This is a genomic window from Salinimonas chungwhensis DSM 16280, from assembly GCF_000378185.1.
GTDB lineage: Bacteria > Pseudomonadota > Gammaproteobacteria > Enterobacterales > Alteromonadaceae > Alteromonas > Alteromonas chungwhensis.
Map to the genome: position 1 here is coordinate 239421 of NZ_KB899377.1, position 15683 is coordinate 255103.

The window sequence follows — 15683 nt, forward strand, 5'->3', positions numbered from 1 at the left end:
CTGCTATCTTTCCAAAACTAGGCAATATTAACCTCATATAACCAAAATTTTCTTGCCGTTGCACGAAAAAAAGACATTTTCACGTGCACGTCTATCTACCTACGGCTGATTATAGAGAAAGTTGTGAATTTAGCAGCAAAATACTGGTCTAATCAGGTATGTTGCGTACAAGTTAGTCATTACGGCTGATACTGATACAACAGTCAGTATCTAGTCTGCATGAGAATAAAAAGTAACCGGAAGAGTCTGATAATTGCCGTCAGGCAATGCCTGGTAAACTGCAAAATGCAGGTGTGGCTCAGTGGAAAAGCCAGTATTTCCGGAGTAGCCAATTTGTTCGCCGGTTTCTACAGACTGCCCTAGCGCCACAGTAACTCCCTGTTGTTTAAGGTGATAATACTCAGCTACGGTATTATCCTGATGCAGGATAGCCACGAAGTTCGCTTTATCAGCAAATGCCGGATCTGGCCCTCCGGTATTACTGGACGCATTCAGATCGATGATTTGCCCGGCGCGGGCCGCATACACCGGAGTGCCTACCGGAGCGGCAAAATCAATGGCAAATCGCGCCGCGCCAGTATGGGAAAGTTTGCCATTATGACCCTGTATAACCGGGTAAATTGCAGCAGGATTAAGAGGGTAAGCGTATCGCGTACTATCATTGTGAATCGCGTTGAGCCGACCCGGCGTCCACTTTACCTGCAGATTGTGCCAAAACCCCATTACACTGGTCGCCTGACCTATCTCAACGGGGCCGTTCGGGGACAGCTCGACCGTACTTGGTGCATTGGTGATCCCGCTGGTCAGGGTCACTACCACTGGCTGGGGCCGAATCGGATAGACAAAAACATTTAATGTCGCCGTATCCAGCGTAACGCAAAACCACTGTGCAAAGCAGCCAGGCTGAGCTATCGCTGCAAGTGGAAGCAGGCTGGATAGCACGATCAGGCGACATACAAAATTCATGATCGCGGCTCCCCCAGAACCTGGCTTACGTGGCGGGCGAAAGCATCTGCATTCATAAAACCAGCTACCCGTGCCTGTTCAAGCTGCTTACCAGAGGCATCAAAAAACAAAATGGTAGGTAGTCCAAGAACGTCATAGTGTGCCATGAAGGCAAGGTCGGTGGCGTTTTGTTCGGTCAGGTCAATTTGTACCCATACGGTATCCGATAACGCGCTTACTACCTGGGGCTGGGGAAAGGTATACTTTTCGAATTCTTTACAGGCGACACACCAGTCAGCGTATAAGTCCACCATTACGGATTTGTTCTGCGCACTGGCTTTGTCGATCTGCTCTTCAAGCTCCTGAACACTGGAAACCTGTATAAACGCGGGATGCGTGGCTGAAGTATTACTGCTGAAAAAGTTATGATAGGTCAGCATTGCGCTGCTAAACAGGCCCAGAAAAACAACCAGCGCGCGCACACCTTTGGTAAAACCCGGGCGGGTAGTGGTATTGATAACCCAGAAGTAACTAAACAATGCCAGTCCCAGCGCCGACCACAGCAAGATGGTGAAGGATGAGCGCCATAGCCGCTCAACAAATACAATCGCGACGGCCAGCATCATAAAGCCAAAGGTCACTTTCACCACATTCATCCACTGACCAGCCCTAGGCAGCAGTTTGCTTCCGGTCACCCCAAAAGCAATCAGCGGTATACCCATACCAATACTTAGTACATACAGGGAAATGAAGCCTAAGAAAAGATCGCCACTTTGGGCGATAAATAAAAGGATGCCGGTTAACGGTGCAGTGGTACACGGAGATGCAATCAAGCCTGATAAAGCGCCCATTATAAACACCCCGGCGAGGGTTCCGCCCCGTTGTCGGTTACTAAGCGTGTTCAGGCGGGTCTGCCAACTGGCCGGTAACTGTAAATTGTAAGCGCCGAACATCGCCAGGGCGAGAAATACAAAAATGCCGATAAATACAGCAAGGATGAGCGGATGTTGCAGTGCGGCCTGAAATTGCACACCGGCCAATGCTACGACAATGCCTAGCAATGAGTAGGTCAGTGCCATGCCCTGGACATAAATAAAACTCAGCCACAGGCTCTTTTTCCACGTCGCATTTTTCCCTTGCCCCACCACAATGCCAGATAAAATCGGATACATAGGAAAGACGCAGGGGGTAAACGCCAGACCGATACCCAGGACCAGAAAAATACCCAGAGTAATCCAAAGATTTTCATCCTCAGCTAACCGTTCAGCCAAAGAGAACTGACTTGCAGCAGGCACCGGTGCAGAAGCGTCGGCGGCATTATTATCACCCACCGCATCCAAATACAGTGTCTGGTTTTGTGGCGGGTAACACAGCCCCGCATCCGCACACCCCTGAAAGCGCAGAGTTACCGGGGCATCGGCTGGTGCGGCATTAATGGGGACTGTCAGTGTGACGTTGTCATAATAAACTTCTGTGAGGCCAAAAAATTCGTCCTCTTTCTCTTTTCCTTTGGGAAGTGTAATGGTGCCCAGGTCTGCTTTCGTCGAGACCACTTTAAACTGATGCTTATAAAGGTAATACCCAGGTTCGATATCAAACGTTATGCGCAACTGGTCGTCTTGCTGCCGGAAGTCAAACTGAAAGGCTTCAGCCACCGGTAAAAATTCGGGTTCTTCGCTAAACGGGTTGGAAAACCCCTGGGAAGGGATCTGTGCCTGAGCAGCGCTCATCAGCAACGCTAAAACCACCAACACCACAGCGTACACCGGGCGCGCAACATTCATACTTCTACTCCACAATCCTGGTCATGTCAGTCTGCTCGGCCAGCCATTTGCCGTAATCCTGGCTGGCTGTGACATCATTGATGACGATCCACTCAGGCACATCATACGGGTGCAATGAGCTAACGCATTCAAATGCTTTGTCCACCGTATGGCGGGTGGTTTTTATCAGCAACTGACACTCTTTATCTATTTCGACATTGCCTTGCCAGGCATACGTTGATGTCACTTCAGGGAACTGTTTGACGCACCCTGCCAGATTTTTTTCCACCAACGCAGAGGCAATTTTTTGGGCTGTCTGCGTATCTGGTGTCGTAGTAAAGACTATACATAGTGACACGATGTTCTCCATTAGACCGAAGCATACGTGTTATTCTTACAAAATAATGCAGTCATATGCTAACAAATCATCGAAAGTTACGGTGGTTTAGCATGTATGTCGGGTTAATGCAGGCGCGCACGCTTGAGTTAACCATCGGCACCCCAAACTTACAGTATGTAAGTTGACGAATACGAGGAAGCGATTTGCGAGTCTTATTTTTACTTTTTGCCATCATGCCCATTATCGAAATTGCGCTGCTGGTTCAGGTTGGCGGAATGATAGGCGGGTGGAATACGATAGCGCTGGTCATTCTTAGCGCGTTGATTGGTTCTTATCTGGTTCGCCGGGAAGGCCTGGCTACACTACAAACCGCTCAATCTAAAATGCAGCGCAACGAGATTCCGGGTGATGAGCTCGTGCAAGGGCTGATGCTGGTAGTTGCCGGTGTATTGCTGGTGACGCCTGGATTTGTGACCGATATTCTGGGATTATTATTTGTAATTCCCGGGTCCCGTCAATATCTTGCGCGTAACATCAGTAAACACCTGAAGGCCCGGGTGGTCACTTCCTCTACCTTCACTTCAGGACAAAACCCGTTTAATCAGCATAGCGACCCGTTTTCCCGCCCTGACAGAGACGAAAACGGCGATATTATCGAAGGCGAATATACCGATAAATCCGGCCAGGATGATAATAATCGGCTTCGGTAAGTAATAAAAAATACTTATTCTGTAATTGCTTAGCGAACGACGCATCAGCAGGAAAAAAAATTTACTTTTTTTCGCTTACTACCCTTGAGTTTGTTTCGCGACTCCCCCATTTATCCTCGCAGTATTGAGTTTGAGGCGGCCAAGAGGCGGCCTCTTTTATGTAGAGGCGTTCACGAGGTGTGAGCGCCTTCATTATCTAACATTTTATAGTTGGAATTTTCAGGAGACTTGAAAATGGCAATTCGTCCTTTACACGACCGCGTTATTGTTAAGCGCTCAGAGCAAGAATCAAAGTCAGCTGGCGGTATCGTACTGACTGGCTCTGCAGCCGAAAAATCTACACGCGGTGAGGTAATCGCAGTAGGTAATGGTCGCATCTTAGACAACGGTGACGTTAAAGCTCTGGATGTTAAAGTCGGCGACACCGTTATTTTCAGCGACGGTTACGGCGTTAAAACCGAGAAGCTGGACGATCAGGAAGTCCTGATCATGAGCGAAAGCGACATTCTGGCGATCGTAGAATAATAACCGTTTAAACCGTATTTAGAGGAATTTAAAAATGGCAGCTAAAGAAGTACGTTTTGGAGATGACGCCCGCACAAAAATGTTGAAGGGTGTTAACGTTCTGGCCAATGCAGTAAAAGTTACGCTTGGTCCTAAAGGCCGTAATGTAGTACTGGATAAATCATTCGGTGCGCCGGCTATCACAAAAGATGGTGTATCTGTAGCCAAAGAAATCGAGCTGGAAGACAAGTTCGAAAACATGGGCGCGCAGATGGTTAAAGAAGTGGCCTCTAAAGCAAATGACGAAGCCGGTGATGGCACCACAACTGCAACCGTTCTGGCACAAGCTATCGTAACAGAAGGTTTAAAAGCCGTTGCTGCGGGTATGAACCCAATGGACGTAAAGCGTGGTATCGACAAAGCTGTTGCTGCTGCGGTTGAAGAATTTAAATCTCTGTCTACTGATTGTGCTGATAGCAAATCTATCGCTCAGGTAGGTACTATCTCTGCAAATTCTGATGAAGAAGTTGGTCAGATCATTGCTGAAGCAATGGAAAAAGTAGGCAAAGAGGGCGTAATCACTGTTGAAGAAGGTCAGGCACTACAGAACGAGCTTGACGTTGTTGAAGGTATGCAGTTTGACCGCGGTTACCTGTCGCCTTACTTCATCAACAACCAGGAAAACGGCACTGTTGAACTGGACAACCCGTTCATCCTGTTGGTTGATAAGAAAATCTCTAACATCCGTGAACTGCTTCCTACCCTGGAAAATGTAGCAAAAGCAGGTAAGCCACTGTTAATCATGGCCGAAGATGTTGAAGGTGAAGCACTGGCAACGCTGGTTGTTAACAACATGCGCGGTATTGTTAAGGTTGCTGCGGTTAAAGCACCTGGTTTCGGTGATCGTCGTAAAGCAATGCTGCAGGATATCGCAATTCTGACCGGCGGTACGGTTATCTCTGAAGAGATTGGTCTTGAGCTTGAAAAAGCGCAGCTAGAAGACCTGGGTACAGCCAAGCGCGTTGTGATTAACAAAGACAACACGACTGTTGTTGACGGTGCCGGTGATGATAAAGCTATCGAAGGCCGTTGTGCACAAATCAAAGGTCAAATCGAAGAATCTTCTTCTGACTACGACAAAGAGAAACTTCAGGAACGTCTGGCCAAATTGTCTGGCGGTGTTGCAGTCATCAAAGTAGGTGCTGCTACTGAAGTTGAAATGAAAGAGAAGAAAGATCGCGTAGAAGATGCACTTCATGCAACCCGCGCAGCGGTTGAAGAAGGCGTGGTACCTGGTGGTGGTGTAGCGCTGGTACGTGCTGCAGCAAGAGTACTTGACCTGCAAGGTGATAACGAAGATCAGACACACGGTATCAACCTGGCACTGCGTGCAATGGAAGCGCCACTACGTCAAATCGCAACCAACGCTGGTGCAGAAGCATCTGTTGTTGTTAACGCGGTTAAAGGCGGCGAAGGTAACTATGGTTACAACGCAGCCAACGACACCTACGGTGACATGCTGGAAATGGGTATCCTTGACCCAACTAAAGTTACGCGTTCTGCCCTGCAGTTTGCTTCTTCAGTCGCCAGCCTGATGATCACGACCGAAGCGATGGTAGCTGAGATTCCTAAGGAAGATGGCGCTGGTGCCCCTGATATGGGTGGCATGGGCGGAATGGGCGGCATGGGCGGCATGATGTAAGCAGTCCTAGCCTCATCTGGCCCTTTAAAATCAATGGGTTACAGATTATGTATACAGTGATGTATACGCAAATGTAGACAGTGATGTAGGTCAGAAAGAAGCCATTAAGAAGGCGTTGGGTTTACACTCAGCGCCTTTTTTGTATCCAATGTAATCTCAGAACATTCGATAATACTTCCGGTACTCTTGAACCAAGTCCCGTGACAATCTGAAATCACCACTGAATGCACCAACGATAGCTTGCTGGTATAACTGCTTAATTCTGGTGTTTTGGTCTGCTGCATGAGCTACCCATTCAGCGAGGTGGTCTATATGTTCAACTCCAAGCTTATCCTCAGCATATCCAGCGAAGTCGTTGTAAAGCTGTTCCGTTGTTTGGTATATCTCACGTGCCGCCCGTTCAGGTGATACGCCGTAGGACTCGCTGATGCCTGCTAATATATCAGCCGAAAGGTCTTCACCGGCTAATACAGTAGTCACTGTCTCGATGGTATTAGCTGAACCAATGGCATCTTCAATCTGACTTGCTGTGCTTAACGCTTCAGGGGTGATGTGCTCACGAGTTCCTTGCGTACCTTCCGATTCTTCAGGAACCTCAAAGCAGTCTTCAGCATCTTCAAGATATTCTTCGTAGCTGCCAGCATAAATTGATTTACTGAGGACACCGGCTTCTATTAGGTGGTCTGCTTGTCCAGTTATACCGTCTACAGTTATCAACGTGTCAGGTTTAATGTCCTTAAGTTGAACGGGACGGCCTTCAACTGTCTTAATGTCTGTTATCGCCAAATTTTCAGCGGCGTGCTCTAAGTGTTCCTCCTGCTCTAACAGCTCGTTCAGGTGTCGCTGAGTCGTCTCACAGAGTTCAGCTGTAGATATGGCAGTAAAGCCTTGAGAATCACCTAGGTCTTGCTGGTGGTCGTCTAGTTCACCTCGTGCAACTAAGGCTTGTGTTTGTTCTTTTGTAGTTGGACATAATTCGTCGTAGTTAATAGTCATGAATTGCCTCTTTTATTGTTGATGAGTGGATAAGGGGTTACGGCCTTCTGAGAGGCGATATAAGATCGATTTAGATGCAAGTCCATTGGCTTCTTGGGTCTAGCGAAAAGCCTGCTCAAAAGGTCGTACAGTAGATTTTAAGTGTGTATGTGTTGGTCATTCGTGATTGCCAGTAGTGTTCACACCGTTACCTTCTACACAAGGCTGCAAATCAGCAGTCTTGGTCAAATCAGCGTGAATCATGGTTTGCCACTGGCTAGGCGCTTAACATACTTTCAGAACGGAGCGTGCCGTTAGGTTAATTACAGGCTGCGCCCTGAATAAAGGAGTGAAAACTAACTGAGCGCTTTGACTAGCAGCGCATTTATACGTTCGAGTTCTTTGGTAATTGACTCACACCGCTTTATAGCCCCCCGCGCACTATCTAATCGCCTGTTAAATCCCGCGCGTCTGGTCCGCTTTTCGTCTTCGGGTAACTCAGCAGCCTCTAAATCACTCAAGCTCTTCGTGTAATGTTCTAGCGATGATTTTTCATGGGACAGATTGATGTGGTCGCGTGCAGATTTGAGCGTGACTCGCCGCTCTATCAATTCATCTACGGATGGTGGTGTATGTGTGTAATCTGGCTGCTGAGCGTTCTTGCGAAGAGAGTAAGCTTGTTTCAATTCTTCCCACATGCTGCATGCAAAGCTCTTACGCTCATCCTCCGTCATCATAGCAATATCCCAGTACGACGAGGACATCTGCTCCTTAAAGTCAGTTACTGCATTACGCATTGCTTCGTTATTCTTTTTCGCTTCCGCTTGCTTACGCTTAGCTTCAAGTGCTTCTTCAGTGTTTTCGATTTTGGCATTCCTGATGAGTACCTCTGCCTGTGCTGGTGTATGCATTCGTGATAGTAAGTGTATTACTAGCGCTTCCAGTGCATTCACGGTGTCTTTGAGGTTTCGTGTTTCTGTGTTCATTTTTTTCATTATCCTTATAAGTTGTGGTGTTGATTTATGTGGCAGCCTGAATGACTGCTTCGTTGGCTAGCTGGTCCGCCAGTTCGTTTCCGTAACAACCGTTGTGCCCTCTGACCCACTTGACTTTGACTGTTGGCTTAACCTCTTTGAGCGCGTCTACAATCATCCACAAGTCTCTGTTCCCTACTGGCTTCTTATTTGACTTCTTCCAGCCGCGCGCCTTCCATCCGGCTAGCCATTCGTTGTAACCGCGTACAGCCAGTTCATTATCCGAGTGAATTATGTCGTCTGGTTGTGCAACCTTGAGCGCTTTAATGAGTGCAAGCATTTCGCAACGATTGTTGGTCGTAACCACCTCACCCCCTTGCGGTATCACAGCCTCTTTGAACATGTTTATTATTTCGTTGCCGCCACTGAGCACTGCTACGCCTATCCCTCCTAGCCTACAGCCGCTTTGATTGTTGGGCGCGGCACCGTCGGTGTATATATGGCGTGAGTTGTTGGCTGTGATAGTTGAATCTTGAGTAGTCATAACTTCCCTCTTTATATTATTGGTTGGTTGATACTGGGTACTCAGCGAGAGGCGCTAAGCTCTGCTCCACACACTCATTGATGAGCCGGTTTGCACTGACTTTTTTATCTCCGATAGCTTGGCGCTTAGCCTGAAGTGCTCGTAAAAGCTGAAGCGCTTTATCTGTGAGCTTCACGCCTAAGTGGTTCGTGTTTAACGTCTTGTATTGCATGGTGTTACCTCATTAGATTTTTATGAAAATAATAGCCGTACGCTGGTAGCGTATAGCTGCATGTTTATTGGTTTTAGAGATTCAGGAAAACGGTAAGCAGGGGCTTACACATGCACACCGCCAGAAAAGGCAGTGAGTCCCAAGTGACCTGTCTGTGTGATGTACTGATAGATTGGAAACGTACAGGTGTAATTTATTTATCCTTAAGTCGGACAGTCGCAAGTCCAGTGATGACAAAGGATTAGAGTCGGTGTTTGATTAGGAGAATAAACTCAGTTAACCACCACATGTGATGTATTGAAGGAAGTAACAGGACCAGACTTTAAGTAGTCTAGGCGTTGGTCTTAGATTTGATGACTTAGATTTGCCCCCTTACCCCCATGAATGATGAGAAGTAATAGGGTAATCACTCTAAGATGACCGCCGATGTTCAGCAATGTTGGCCTTGAGTTTGATTGACTGGTCACTTGCCCCTGAGCCTAAGCTCACCACCACAAAGTTAGTGACCGATTGTTGTCCTTGCGATGTCTTGATAGATTGGAAATGTGCAGAAGCGATTTCTTTATCCTTAAGTCGGACAGTCGCAAGCCCAGTAATGACAATGGATTAGAGCCTGTATGATTTATGCCCAAGAATGTCTGGCCAGTATAAGACCATAGTTCACTTGAGTTTGCTGGCTGGTAAGTGTGGCAGGAAGTAACCTAAAAGCGCCTGTATGGATCTGTGAGAAGAGTTCAGGCGCATGACCATAGGATGCTCTAAAGAACTATGAGCTAATCATAGTATTGAGCACAAGACGATAATCAGGGGCGGCCTTAGTCAGCGCCTCGACCAGATCTGTCAGGTGATACAGTGTATCTTCCATATCACTAGGTTGTTCACTGAATAGCTTTGCCAGTTCATCAGTGCTGTAGTCCAGACTAGCGAGTGTATTGTCGATTGTATCGTTCATATGTCTTAGAGTGTTTGCTGTCATTAACGTTACCTTACTGCTTGAAAGGAGAGGGCAACGATACTTACCTCACTCATCATTTGCAATCGCATCGAGAGCGACACAAGTGACTGAAATGAAAAAGAATAGTCACATCTGACTAGCGAACAAATTGCATTGCGTGGAGTCACCTGAAATTGGCCCGTTTCAATACAGGCGGTTGTGACTGTAAGTTTTTTCTGCTGTTACCAGCACGTGCTCAAGATTTGACCTCATGATAGTGCGCTACATCTCATATCATGAATGCCTGCTAGCAATTTCCTTCTTTGCCGCCTGAACTGTTGACGGTGAAATTTTCAGTTGGCCTGCAATCTTCCGGATACTCATACCGTCCCTTAACAGTTCGGCTATACGCGATCGGTCAACGCTTTGAGGTCTGCCCTTGTACTTCCCTTCTTTCTTGGCTATCGCAATGCCCTCACGCTGCCTTTCGAGCATCATGGAACGTTCAAACTGATAAATACCGCCAAGCATAGTCAGCATCAGGTCTTGCATTGCGTCGTTCGTATCAGGCGTGAATGTCATGTTCTCCTTGTAGAACTTTAGCGCGACACCCTTAGCTTTAAACGATTCCACCAACTCCAGTAAGTCACCAACATTTCTGGCCATTCGTGAAATATCGTGAACGTGAACTGTATCGCCTGTGCGTAGATGCTCCAGCATGATTTGAAGTTGAGGCCTGTTCCTATCCTTACCTGAGCACTTGTCAGTGTACACTTTGTCTAGCGCTATACCTTCAAGCTGTCTTGCTGTGTTTTGCTCTACAGTGCTCACGCGAATATAACCGATGTCCTGACTCATACTATTGCATCCTTGGTGTGTGGTTTTAAGTCTAAGATGTTTGAATGGTAACCGTACCAATAAATCATAGTCAACTCATAACCACACAAAAGATGAAAGAAAAGTGTACCAATCAGGTGTACTCGTATGGATATACCCAGTTGGTACAGAAGTCTGATTAATTTTGCCTATTCAGATTGGGTTCAAGAGCCGGTGTGTTGTCTTGGTGCTTGGTTAAGAGGGCGTTGTGATTACTTGAAGGCTGCCTTAGCGGTGCGCCTGTGGCGCGTTTAGGGCCCCTATGGGGGGGGAATTCAGACATCACCATTATCGAATTGGCCGCTCAGATTTTTGCAGTAAAACTTTATGAGGCCAAAAAATAGAAAAGGGCAGCCTAAGCTACCCCAAAACGGTGAGTAATATGTAAATACGCTTTACTTAGCGATTTGGCAGACTGCGAGTGTGCGCGCAAACATACTCAAGGCGACCAGCCTTGCGTCTCACGTAAGCACAAACTCGAACAACTTTTGCTCTAAGCATTAGATGTCCTTCAACTATAAGATTATGATTGCGCTAAGACCGTTTACTCTGTATAATTCTGCGATTCCACATGCCGAATCATTGAGAGTAGCTGTAACACAGCCGCTTTCTCTGCATTACCGGTCAACGTAGAGAGGAATTGTGCTAGTAACACTTTTTTTCTCTACGTGCTCTTCCTATCTAAGCGGTAGTAATGTTTAATTCATTGGCTCACCTTAAATTTTCAACAAGCAATAAGTTATCTCTCACCGTCAGTTGAGTATTTTAAGGTGTATCGGAAGGGATTGCAAGGGTAAGATTATAGTTCTTCTAATTTAGAAGATAGCAAACAAAACTAATTGTGAAAAGCGATAGTTGACTGGTAAGACCAGATCCTGCGTGAAATTGTGATAGGCCTGTTTTTACATACAGGAAAATCAATAATAATAAATAAAAATCAACATATTACATGGAATCTCAATGCGAGCATCTGTTGTGCTACTCTACCCCGAACCGATCTGTGCAGTGAATTGTTCCAGTAAGGATGCCTCTATCCATTGCCGGTGAAAACGAGACTTACCTTTCGATTCTAATTGTTAACGACTACTCTTGAGCAGTTAGCTTCGTGAATCATCTCGACATACTGCCACAACTCGTCTTTGTTCTTTTACTTACTATACAAGCTGTAGGTCAAAGACAGCTGCTTATGACCTGCTAGCGCCGTAGCAATCTCTTCAGAACACGTTACCTTTTTAGATAGTCCATTGCTTTGTCCGTAGCTTCCTTCAACTTCCTCAACTCATGCCCTTTTGAGTAATAGCCATAAGACATCGTTTTACCGCGCTCATGGCCTACAATCTGCGCCGTGATGTTTTCCTCTACGCCTGCTCGTTCCATTGCTGTAATGTACATATGACGAAATGAGTGGAAGCCTTTCAGTTTGTTGCTGGAGACGTACTTTGTCTTGAAGCTTGAGAAGGTGCGGCTCGCAGCCTTATTCGTCAGTCCAATCAAGTAATCTTCATCTTGTTTCTTTTCCACGTGCTGAAGTACCTGTGCCCCTATTTCGTCCGGCAGAGGAACAGTGCGTGTTGCAGCCCTAGTTTTACCCTGCTCAATGTTGAGCGCAATAATTCCTTCATCGATAACAACATGTTTCTTCTTGAGGTTGCATAGTTCGCTGATACGACAACCACTATAGAGGCCTAGGCTTACGAGCAATCCATAGACTGGTTTTTCCCAATCATGAGTGAGAATTCTTTGCGTCTCTTCGGCAGTAAATGCTTCACGCTTCTCTGACTGGGCAATGTCGTCCTGTGAATACTTGTGGCCTGCAAATGGGTTCGTTCCAGTGACTTCTTCCATTGTCTCAGCAAACTCCCAGACCATCTTTAATCTGCTGACCTTGGCTTGAATAGTGGCCTTCTTGTATTGCTTGCTTAGGCTTCTGGTCCACTGGTAAACCATCTTCTTCGTAATATCTTGAATAGGTGTATCAGCCTGCTCAATCCAGTGGAAGGACTTAAAGCAGAATTTTGCGAAGTCCTTGGCAACCGCATCTACCTTCTGAAGTGTTTCAGCAGTCTTATTTTCTCCCCAGTCCTCCTTCCACATGGCGACCGCTTCAGAAAGGCCGAGCTTGTATTTGTGAGTAAAGTCTCGCTTTCCATTTACAGTCATGTACGCTTCAAGCTCAACCTTTCGTCCTTCACGCTGAAGCTTTTCGGGGTAAACCATTATGTCCCAGTCATCGGGATAGTTCTGGCGGTCACGCTCCATCTCCCGCACTAGTTCCCTGAATCTCTGGCCTTCGGTGCTGGTGGTTGAGCGTAAAGACTTGCTCTGAAGTTCACCGTTTATGACATCGCGTTTTTTACGGGCCTCACGAATATCGCCAGTTTCAAGGCTAACCTGAATGGTGTTTTGGTTTGGATATTGCGAGACCATATGCTTAGGAACGCGGCGCTGATACCACCAGATATTGCCCCTCAGCTTCAGGTGCTTTGTGTCTGCCTTACTGCTCATGTATACCTTCAAAGTAGTCACAAATGTAGACAGTATTGTGGGCGTAACATATTGAATGTCAATAGGAATAAGGGTTTCAGGGCAATTGAAGCGGCATGATGTAAGCCACCCATAAGCTTAACGCTTCTATCAAAAGGCGCTCTTCGGAGCGCCTTTTTCATATTTGCAATTGATATACAGGTTTTCTGTACATGCACTATAGTTAAGTTTATTTCTGGCAACTATGCATATGATGCTCTTGCGTCCGGTATTCTTATTCTCTGCTGTAATTCTTATCACCCCTCCGGGTCTGTCCCACTCAGTAACCCAGGTTGATAAAAACGCTACTATTTTGTTCCCGGGTCACACCGCCTATCTTCTGGCTGACGCCGAGACGACCAAAGCTCGCACAGCGATACTCGAATTAGAGGTGCCAGGCAAATCGATAGGTGCTCCACCTCATACTCATGCAAGAGAGGATGAATTCTTTTACGTTCTTGAGGGCACGGTTACTTTTTTTAACAAAGACACCAGCAAGGTCCTGACGAAGGGGCAAATGATTACGTTGCCCAGAAATAACGTTCACGGCTTTTACAACGATTCTGATATACCAGCAAAGCTGCTGCTGATTGTTTCGCCGGGCGAGTTTGCTTCTTTTTTTGATGCAGTGGTGATGGCGTTGAAGTCACAGCAAAAAGACGCTGATGTGGGTCACATTATTGCCCGGGAGGCGCAGAAATACGGTGTGACGGTTTTACCGCAACATATGCCTGAGGCAGCGCAAGCATTGATAGAATAGCATTATTAGCCGGTAGCACTTGAATTAGCTGGTAAAAGCCGCCGATCTATCAGTGGTCATAAAGGAATAAACCGTGCCGCTAACCGGAATACTTAAACTAATGCTTTTGTTTGGATGCTTCTTAACTGCATTACCTGTGCTGTCTGAGATCGCCATTGATAACGCTGAACCAATACCCTATGTCACACCGGATGCCAGCGATTTATCTTCACACACCGTGCTCACCGGTACACTTCCCTCTAAAGCCAGTCGGTTTAGGCACCTTCAGCAACGTGCCAGGTGGTCTTTTGAACAGGTTGATGCGCTACACTTTGTCGTGATTCAAGCCGACACGTACTTGTGGAGTGAACCGATACCACCAGAAACGCGACACTTTTTACCGCCATTTTTTACCCGCGCCTTATTGTGGAAAGACACCAACCTGCTTTATCAGCAGCAAGCTGTGTCGACCCGCTATCTCTTACGTCAATGCACGTTTTATCTAACTAACTACAGAGATTATCTATGAACACATTTTTCTTGCGCGCCCTGGGCGGGCTTCTTTTACTGGCAACTGCAATAAGCGTTACAGCAAATGCCGAATATTTTGATAATGCTCAATCCACACAAATAAAGACCAGCCAGCCACTGAATAAATCTGACCGCGGCACGCTGTTAACAAAAATACTGACGGTTTTCGCAGAGCATTATATGGATGAATCATCCATCGACAAAGTGACCGCGTCAGTCCGAACACAGCATAACGCCGGCAGATACGATGACATTTAGTCACTGGATAAATTTTCCCAGGTTGTAGGGAATGACTTCAGGCGGTTTGCCAATGACTTGCACTTAAGTTTATTGGTGAAAAACGCCGATGAGTCGATGACGCACATATTAAAGGAGTTACCTGGCCGGCTAACCTATAACCGTGCATTTGAAACGGTAAGTTACCTCTATGGAAATATAGGCTACCTGAAGTTTAATAAATTTCACTCTGCTGATGATGCAATAAGGGTGGCAGACAATGCTTTTTTGTTTCTACAAAACAGTGACGGGCTTATCATCGACATGCGTGACACAGTAGGCGGTTCGCCCTATCTTGCGCAACATATGCTTAGCTATTTTATTGAGACGGACACTGCCCTGTGGTCGGTGATTACGCGAGAGACAAAAAAGTTCCATACCGTAAAGGCTCTTAATACTCCCGCCCACCACCGATTCCGTGAGCACTATCCGGTATGGATCCTTACTAGCAGGCAAACAGCCAGTGCGTCAGAGTTATTTGCCGGGGTGCTTCAGGCCCGTGGCAAGGCAACGCTGGTAGGCGAGCAGACTGCCGGGGCAGGATTTTACGTAGGCGTACGCAAGATCACCGACCGGCTGGTGTTTCGAATTTCGTTGTCTAAGCCAGTTCTGGCGGTAACCGGAGCCAACTGGGAGAAAATCGGTTTGACGCCCGACATCACGGCAGAGCGCGTTGATGCTCTGGATGTGGCGCATCAGCTTGCCAACACAAAATAATCTTGCCTCGCTGAGGCATTTGTACAGCGCGCCTTACCGACGTTAATCGCCTATGCCTCAGCCAGCCAGGATGCGCTATAATAGCCTTTTTGATTATTCGGTGAGATGTATGAAAGCCGCAGCATTACATATTCTGGTTAAAACTGAAAAAGAGGCGCTTGCTATTCTCGAGCAGCTTAAGAAAGGTAAAAACTTCGCCGCGCTGGCTGAACGACATTCAACATGTCCTTCTGGTAAGCGCGGCGGAAATTTGGGTGAATTTCGTCGTGGTCAGATGGTAAAACCGTTTGACGATGTGGTTTTTAAAAAAGAGCTGCTCAAAGTACATGGTCCGGTCAAAACAAAGTTTGGCTATCACCTGATCAAAACTCTTTACCGTAGCTAGTCAGATTCGCTGATGGCCTTAAAAACCTGTTTAT

The 15683-nt window shown here is 46.7% G+C and carries 18 protein-coding genes; 8 read left to right on the forward strand and 10 right to left on the reverse strand.

Annotated elements, in window-relative coordinates; all coding sequences use genetic code 11:
* Window positions 1–210: 210 nt before the first annotated feature.
* Genes F458_RS19075 through cutA form a run of 3 tightly spaced genes read right to left on the reverse strand, consistent with a single transcriptional unit; the run spans window position 211 to window position 3066 of the window.
* A complete protein-coding gene (locus tag F458_RS19075) occupies window positions 211–966 on the reverse strand; it encodes a M23 family metallopeptidase (protein ID WP_018982356.1) in 756 nt (251 codons plus the stop codon).
* Window positions 963–2729 carry a protein-disulfide reductase DsbD gene (locus tag F458_RS0105345; protein ID WP_018982357.1) on the reverse strand — a complete coding sequence of 589 codons (1767 nt, stop codon included), beginning with the start codon at window positions 2727–2729 and terminating at the stop codon, window positions 963–965. Before F458_RS0105345 ends, F458_RS19075 begins: the two co-directional genes overlap by 4 nt.
* Window positions 2730–2733: 4 nt before the next feature.
* Complete coding sequence (gene cutA, locus F458_RS0105350) at window positions 2734–3066, reverse strand: divalent-cation tolerance protein CutA (protein ID WP_018982358.1); 333 nt, start codon at window positions 3064–3066, stop codon at window positions 2734–2736.
* Window positions 3067–3251: 185 nt separating this feature from the next.
* On the opposite strand from cutA, the gene F458_RS0105355 reads away from it, so the two are divergent.
* The 3 genes from F458_RS0105355 (at window position 3252) to groL (ending at window position 5964) form a co-directional block, all read left to right on the forward strand.
* On the forward strand, window positions 3252–3758 hold the full coding sequence (locus tag F458_RS0105355; RefSeq protein ID WP_018982359.1) for an FxsA family protein: 507 nt from the start codon (window positions 3252–3254) through the stop codon (window positions 3756–3758).
* A 234-nt stretch (window positions 3759–3992) separates the two neighbouring features.
* Window positions 3993–4283: a co-chaperone GroES gene (locus tag F458_RS0105360; RefSeq protein WP_018982360.1), complete on the forward strand. Its 291-nt coding sequence runs from the start codon at window positions 3993–3995 to the stop codon at window positions 4281–4283.
* Window positions 4284–4317: 34 nt separating this feature from the next.
* Window positions 4318–5964, forward strand: a complete 1647-nt coding sequence (groL, locus tag F458_RS0105365) for a chaperonin GroEL (protein WP_018982361.1) — start codon at window positions 4318–4320, stop codon at window positions 5962–5964.
* 156 nt (window positions 5965–6120) lie between these two features.
* Here the strand turns inward: groL and F458_RS0105370 are convergent, their stop codons facing one another.
* The 7 genes from F458_RS0105370 to F458_RS0105405 all read right to left on the reverse strand — a co-directional run bounded on the left by F458_RS0105370 (window position 6121) and on the right by F458_RS0105405 (window position 12983).
* A complete protein-coding gene (locus F458_RS0105370; RefSeq protein WP_018982362.1) occupies window positions 6121–6960 on the reverse strand; it encodes a hypothetical protein in 840 nt (279 codons plus the stop codon).
* Window positions 6961–7295: 335 nt separating this feature from the next.
* The gene (locus F458_RS0105375; RefSeq protein ID WP_156824171.1) at window positions 7296–7925 is read right to left on the reverse strand and encodes a hypothetical protein; all 630 of its coding nucleotides are present in this window, start codon (window positions 7923–7925) and stop codon (window positions 7296–7298) included.
* A gap of 34 nt (window positions 7926–7959) precedes the next feature.
* Entirely contained in the window at window positions 7960–8457 is a 498-nt protein-coding gene (locus F458_RS0105380; RefSeq protein ID WP_018982364.1) for an RNase H family protein, read from the reverse strand.
* 16 nt (window positions 8458–8473) lie between these two features.
* Window positions 8474–8668: a hypothetical protein gene (locus F458_RS20925; RefSeq protein WP_018982365.1), complete on the reverse strand. Its 195-nt coding sequence runs from the start codon at window positions 8666–8668 to the stop codon at window positions 8474–8476.
* A 766-nt stretch (window positions 8669–9434) separates the two neighbouring features.
* The gene (locus F458_RS0105390) at window positions 9435–9644 is read right to left on the reverse strand and encodes a hypothetical protein (protein ID WP_156824172.1); all 210 of its coding nucleotides are present in this window, start codon (window positions 9642–9644) and stop codon (window positions 9435–9437) included.
* Between the two features lie 252 nt (window positions 9645–9896).
* Window positions 9897–10460, reverse strand: coding sequence for a recombinase family protein (locus F458_RS0105395; RefSeq protein WP_018982367.1), 564 nt, complete (start codon window positions 10458–10460; stop codon window positions 9897–9899).
* A 1242-nt stretch (window positions 10461–11702) separates the two neighbouring features.
* Window positions 11703–12983: a tyrosine-type recombinase/integrase gene (locus tag F458_RS0105405; protein ID WP_018982368.1), complete on the reverse strand. Its 1281-nt coding sequence runs from the start codon at window positions 12981–12983 to the stop codon at window positions 11703–11705.
* A 223-nt stretch (window positions 12984–13206) separates the two neighbouring features.
* On the opposite strand from F458_RS0105405, the gene F458_RS20045 reads away from it, so the two are divergent.
* The 5 genes from F458_RS20045 (at window position 13207) to ppiC (ending at window position 15649) form a co-directional block, all read left to right on the forward strand.
* Window positions 13207–13761 carry a cupin domain-containing protein gene (locus F458_RS20045; protein ID WP_018982369.1) on the forward strand — a complete coding sequence of 185 codons (555 nt, stop codon included), beginning with the start codon at window positions 13207–13209 and terminating at the stop codon, window positions 13759–13761.
* 73 nt (window positions 13762–13834) lie between these two features.
* Window positions 13835–14269 carry a hypothetical protein gene (locus tag F458_RS0105415; RefSeq protein WP_156824173.1) on the forward strand — a complete coding sequence of 145 codons (435 nt, stop codon included), beginning with the start codon at window positions 13835–13837 and terminating at the stop codon, window positions 14267–14269.
* On the forward strand, window positions 14266–14529 hold the full coding sequence (locus tag F458_RS0105420; RefSeq protein ID WP_018982371.1) for a hypothetical protein: 264 nt from the start codon (window positions 14266–14268) through the stop codon (window positions 14527–14529). The genes F458_RS0105415 and F458_RS0105420 overlap by 4 nt, the downstream gene beginning before the upstream one ends.
* A gap of 96 nt (window positions 14530–14625) precedes the next feature.
* Window positions 14626–15264, forward strand: a complete 639-nt coding sequence (locus F458_RS0105425; RefSeq protein WP_156824174.1) for a S41 family peptidase — start codon at window positions 14626–14628, stop codon at window positions 15262–15264.
* Window positions 15265–15373: 109 nt separating this feature from the next.
* Entirely contained in the window at window positions 15374–15649 is a 276-nt protein-coding gene (ppiC, locus tag F458_RS0105430; protein ID WP_026294521.1) for a peptidylprolyl isomerase PpiC, read from the forward strand.
* The last annotated feature ends 34 nt before the right edge of the window (window positions 15650–15683 follow it).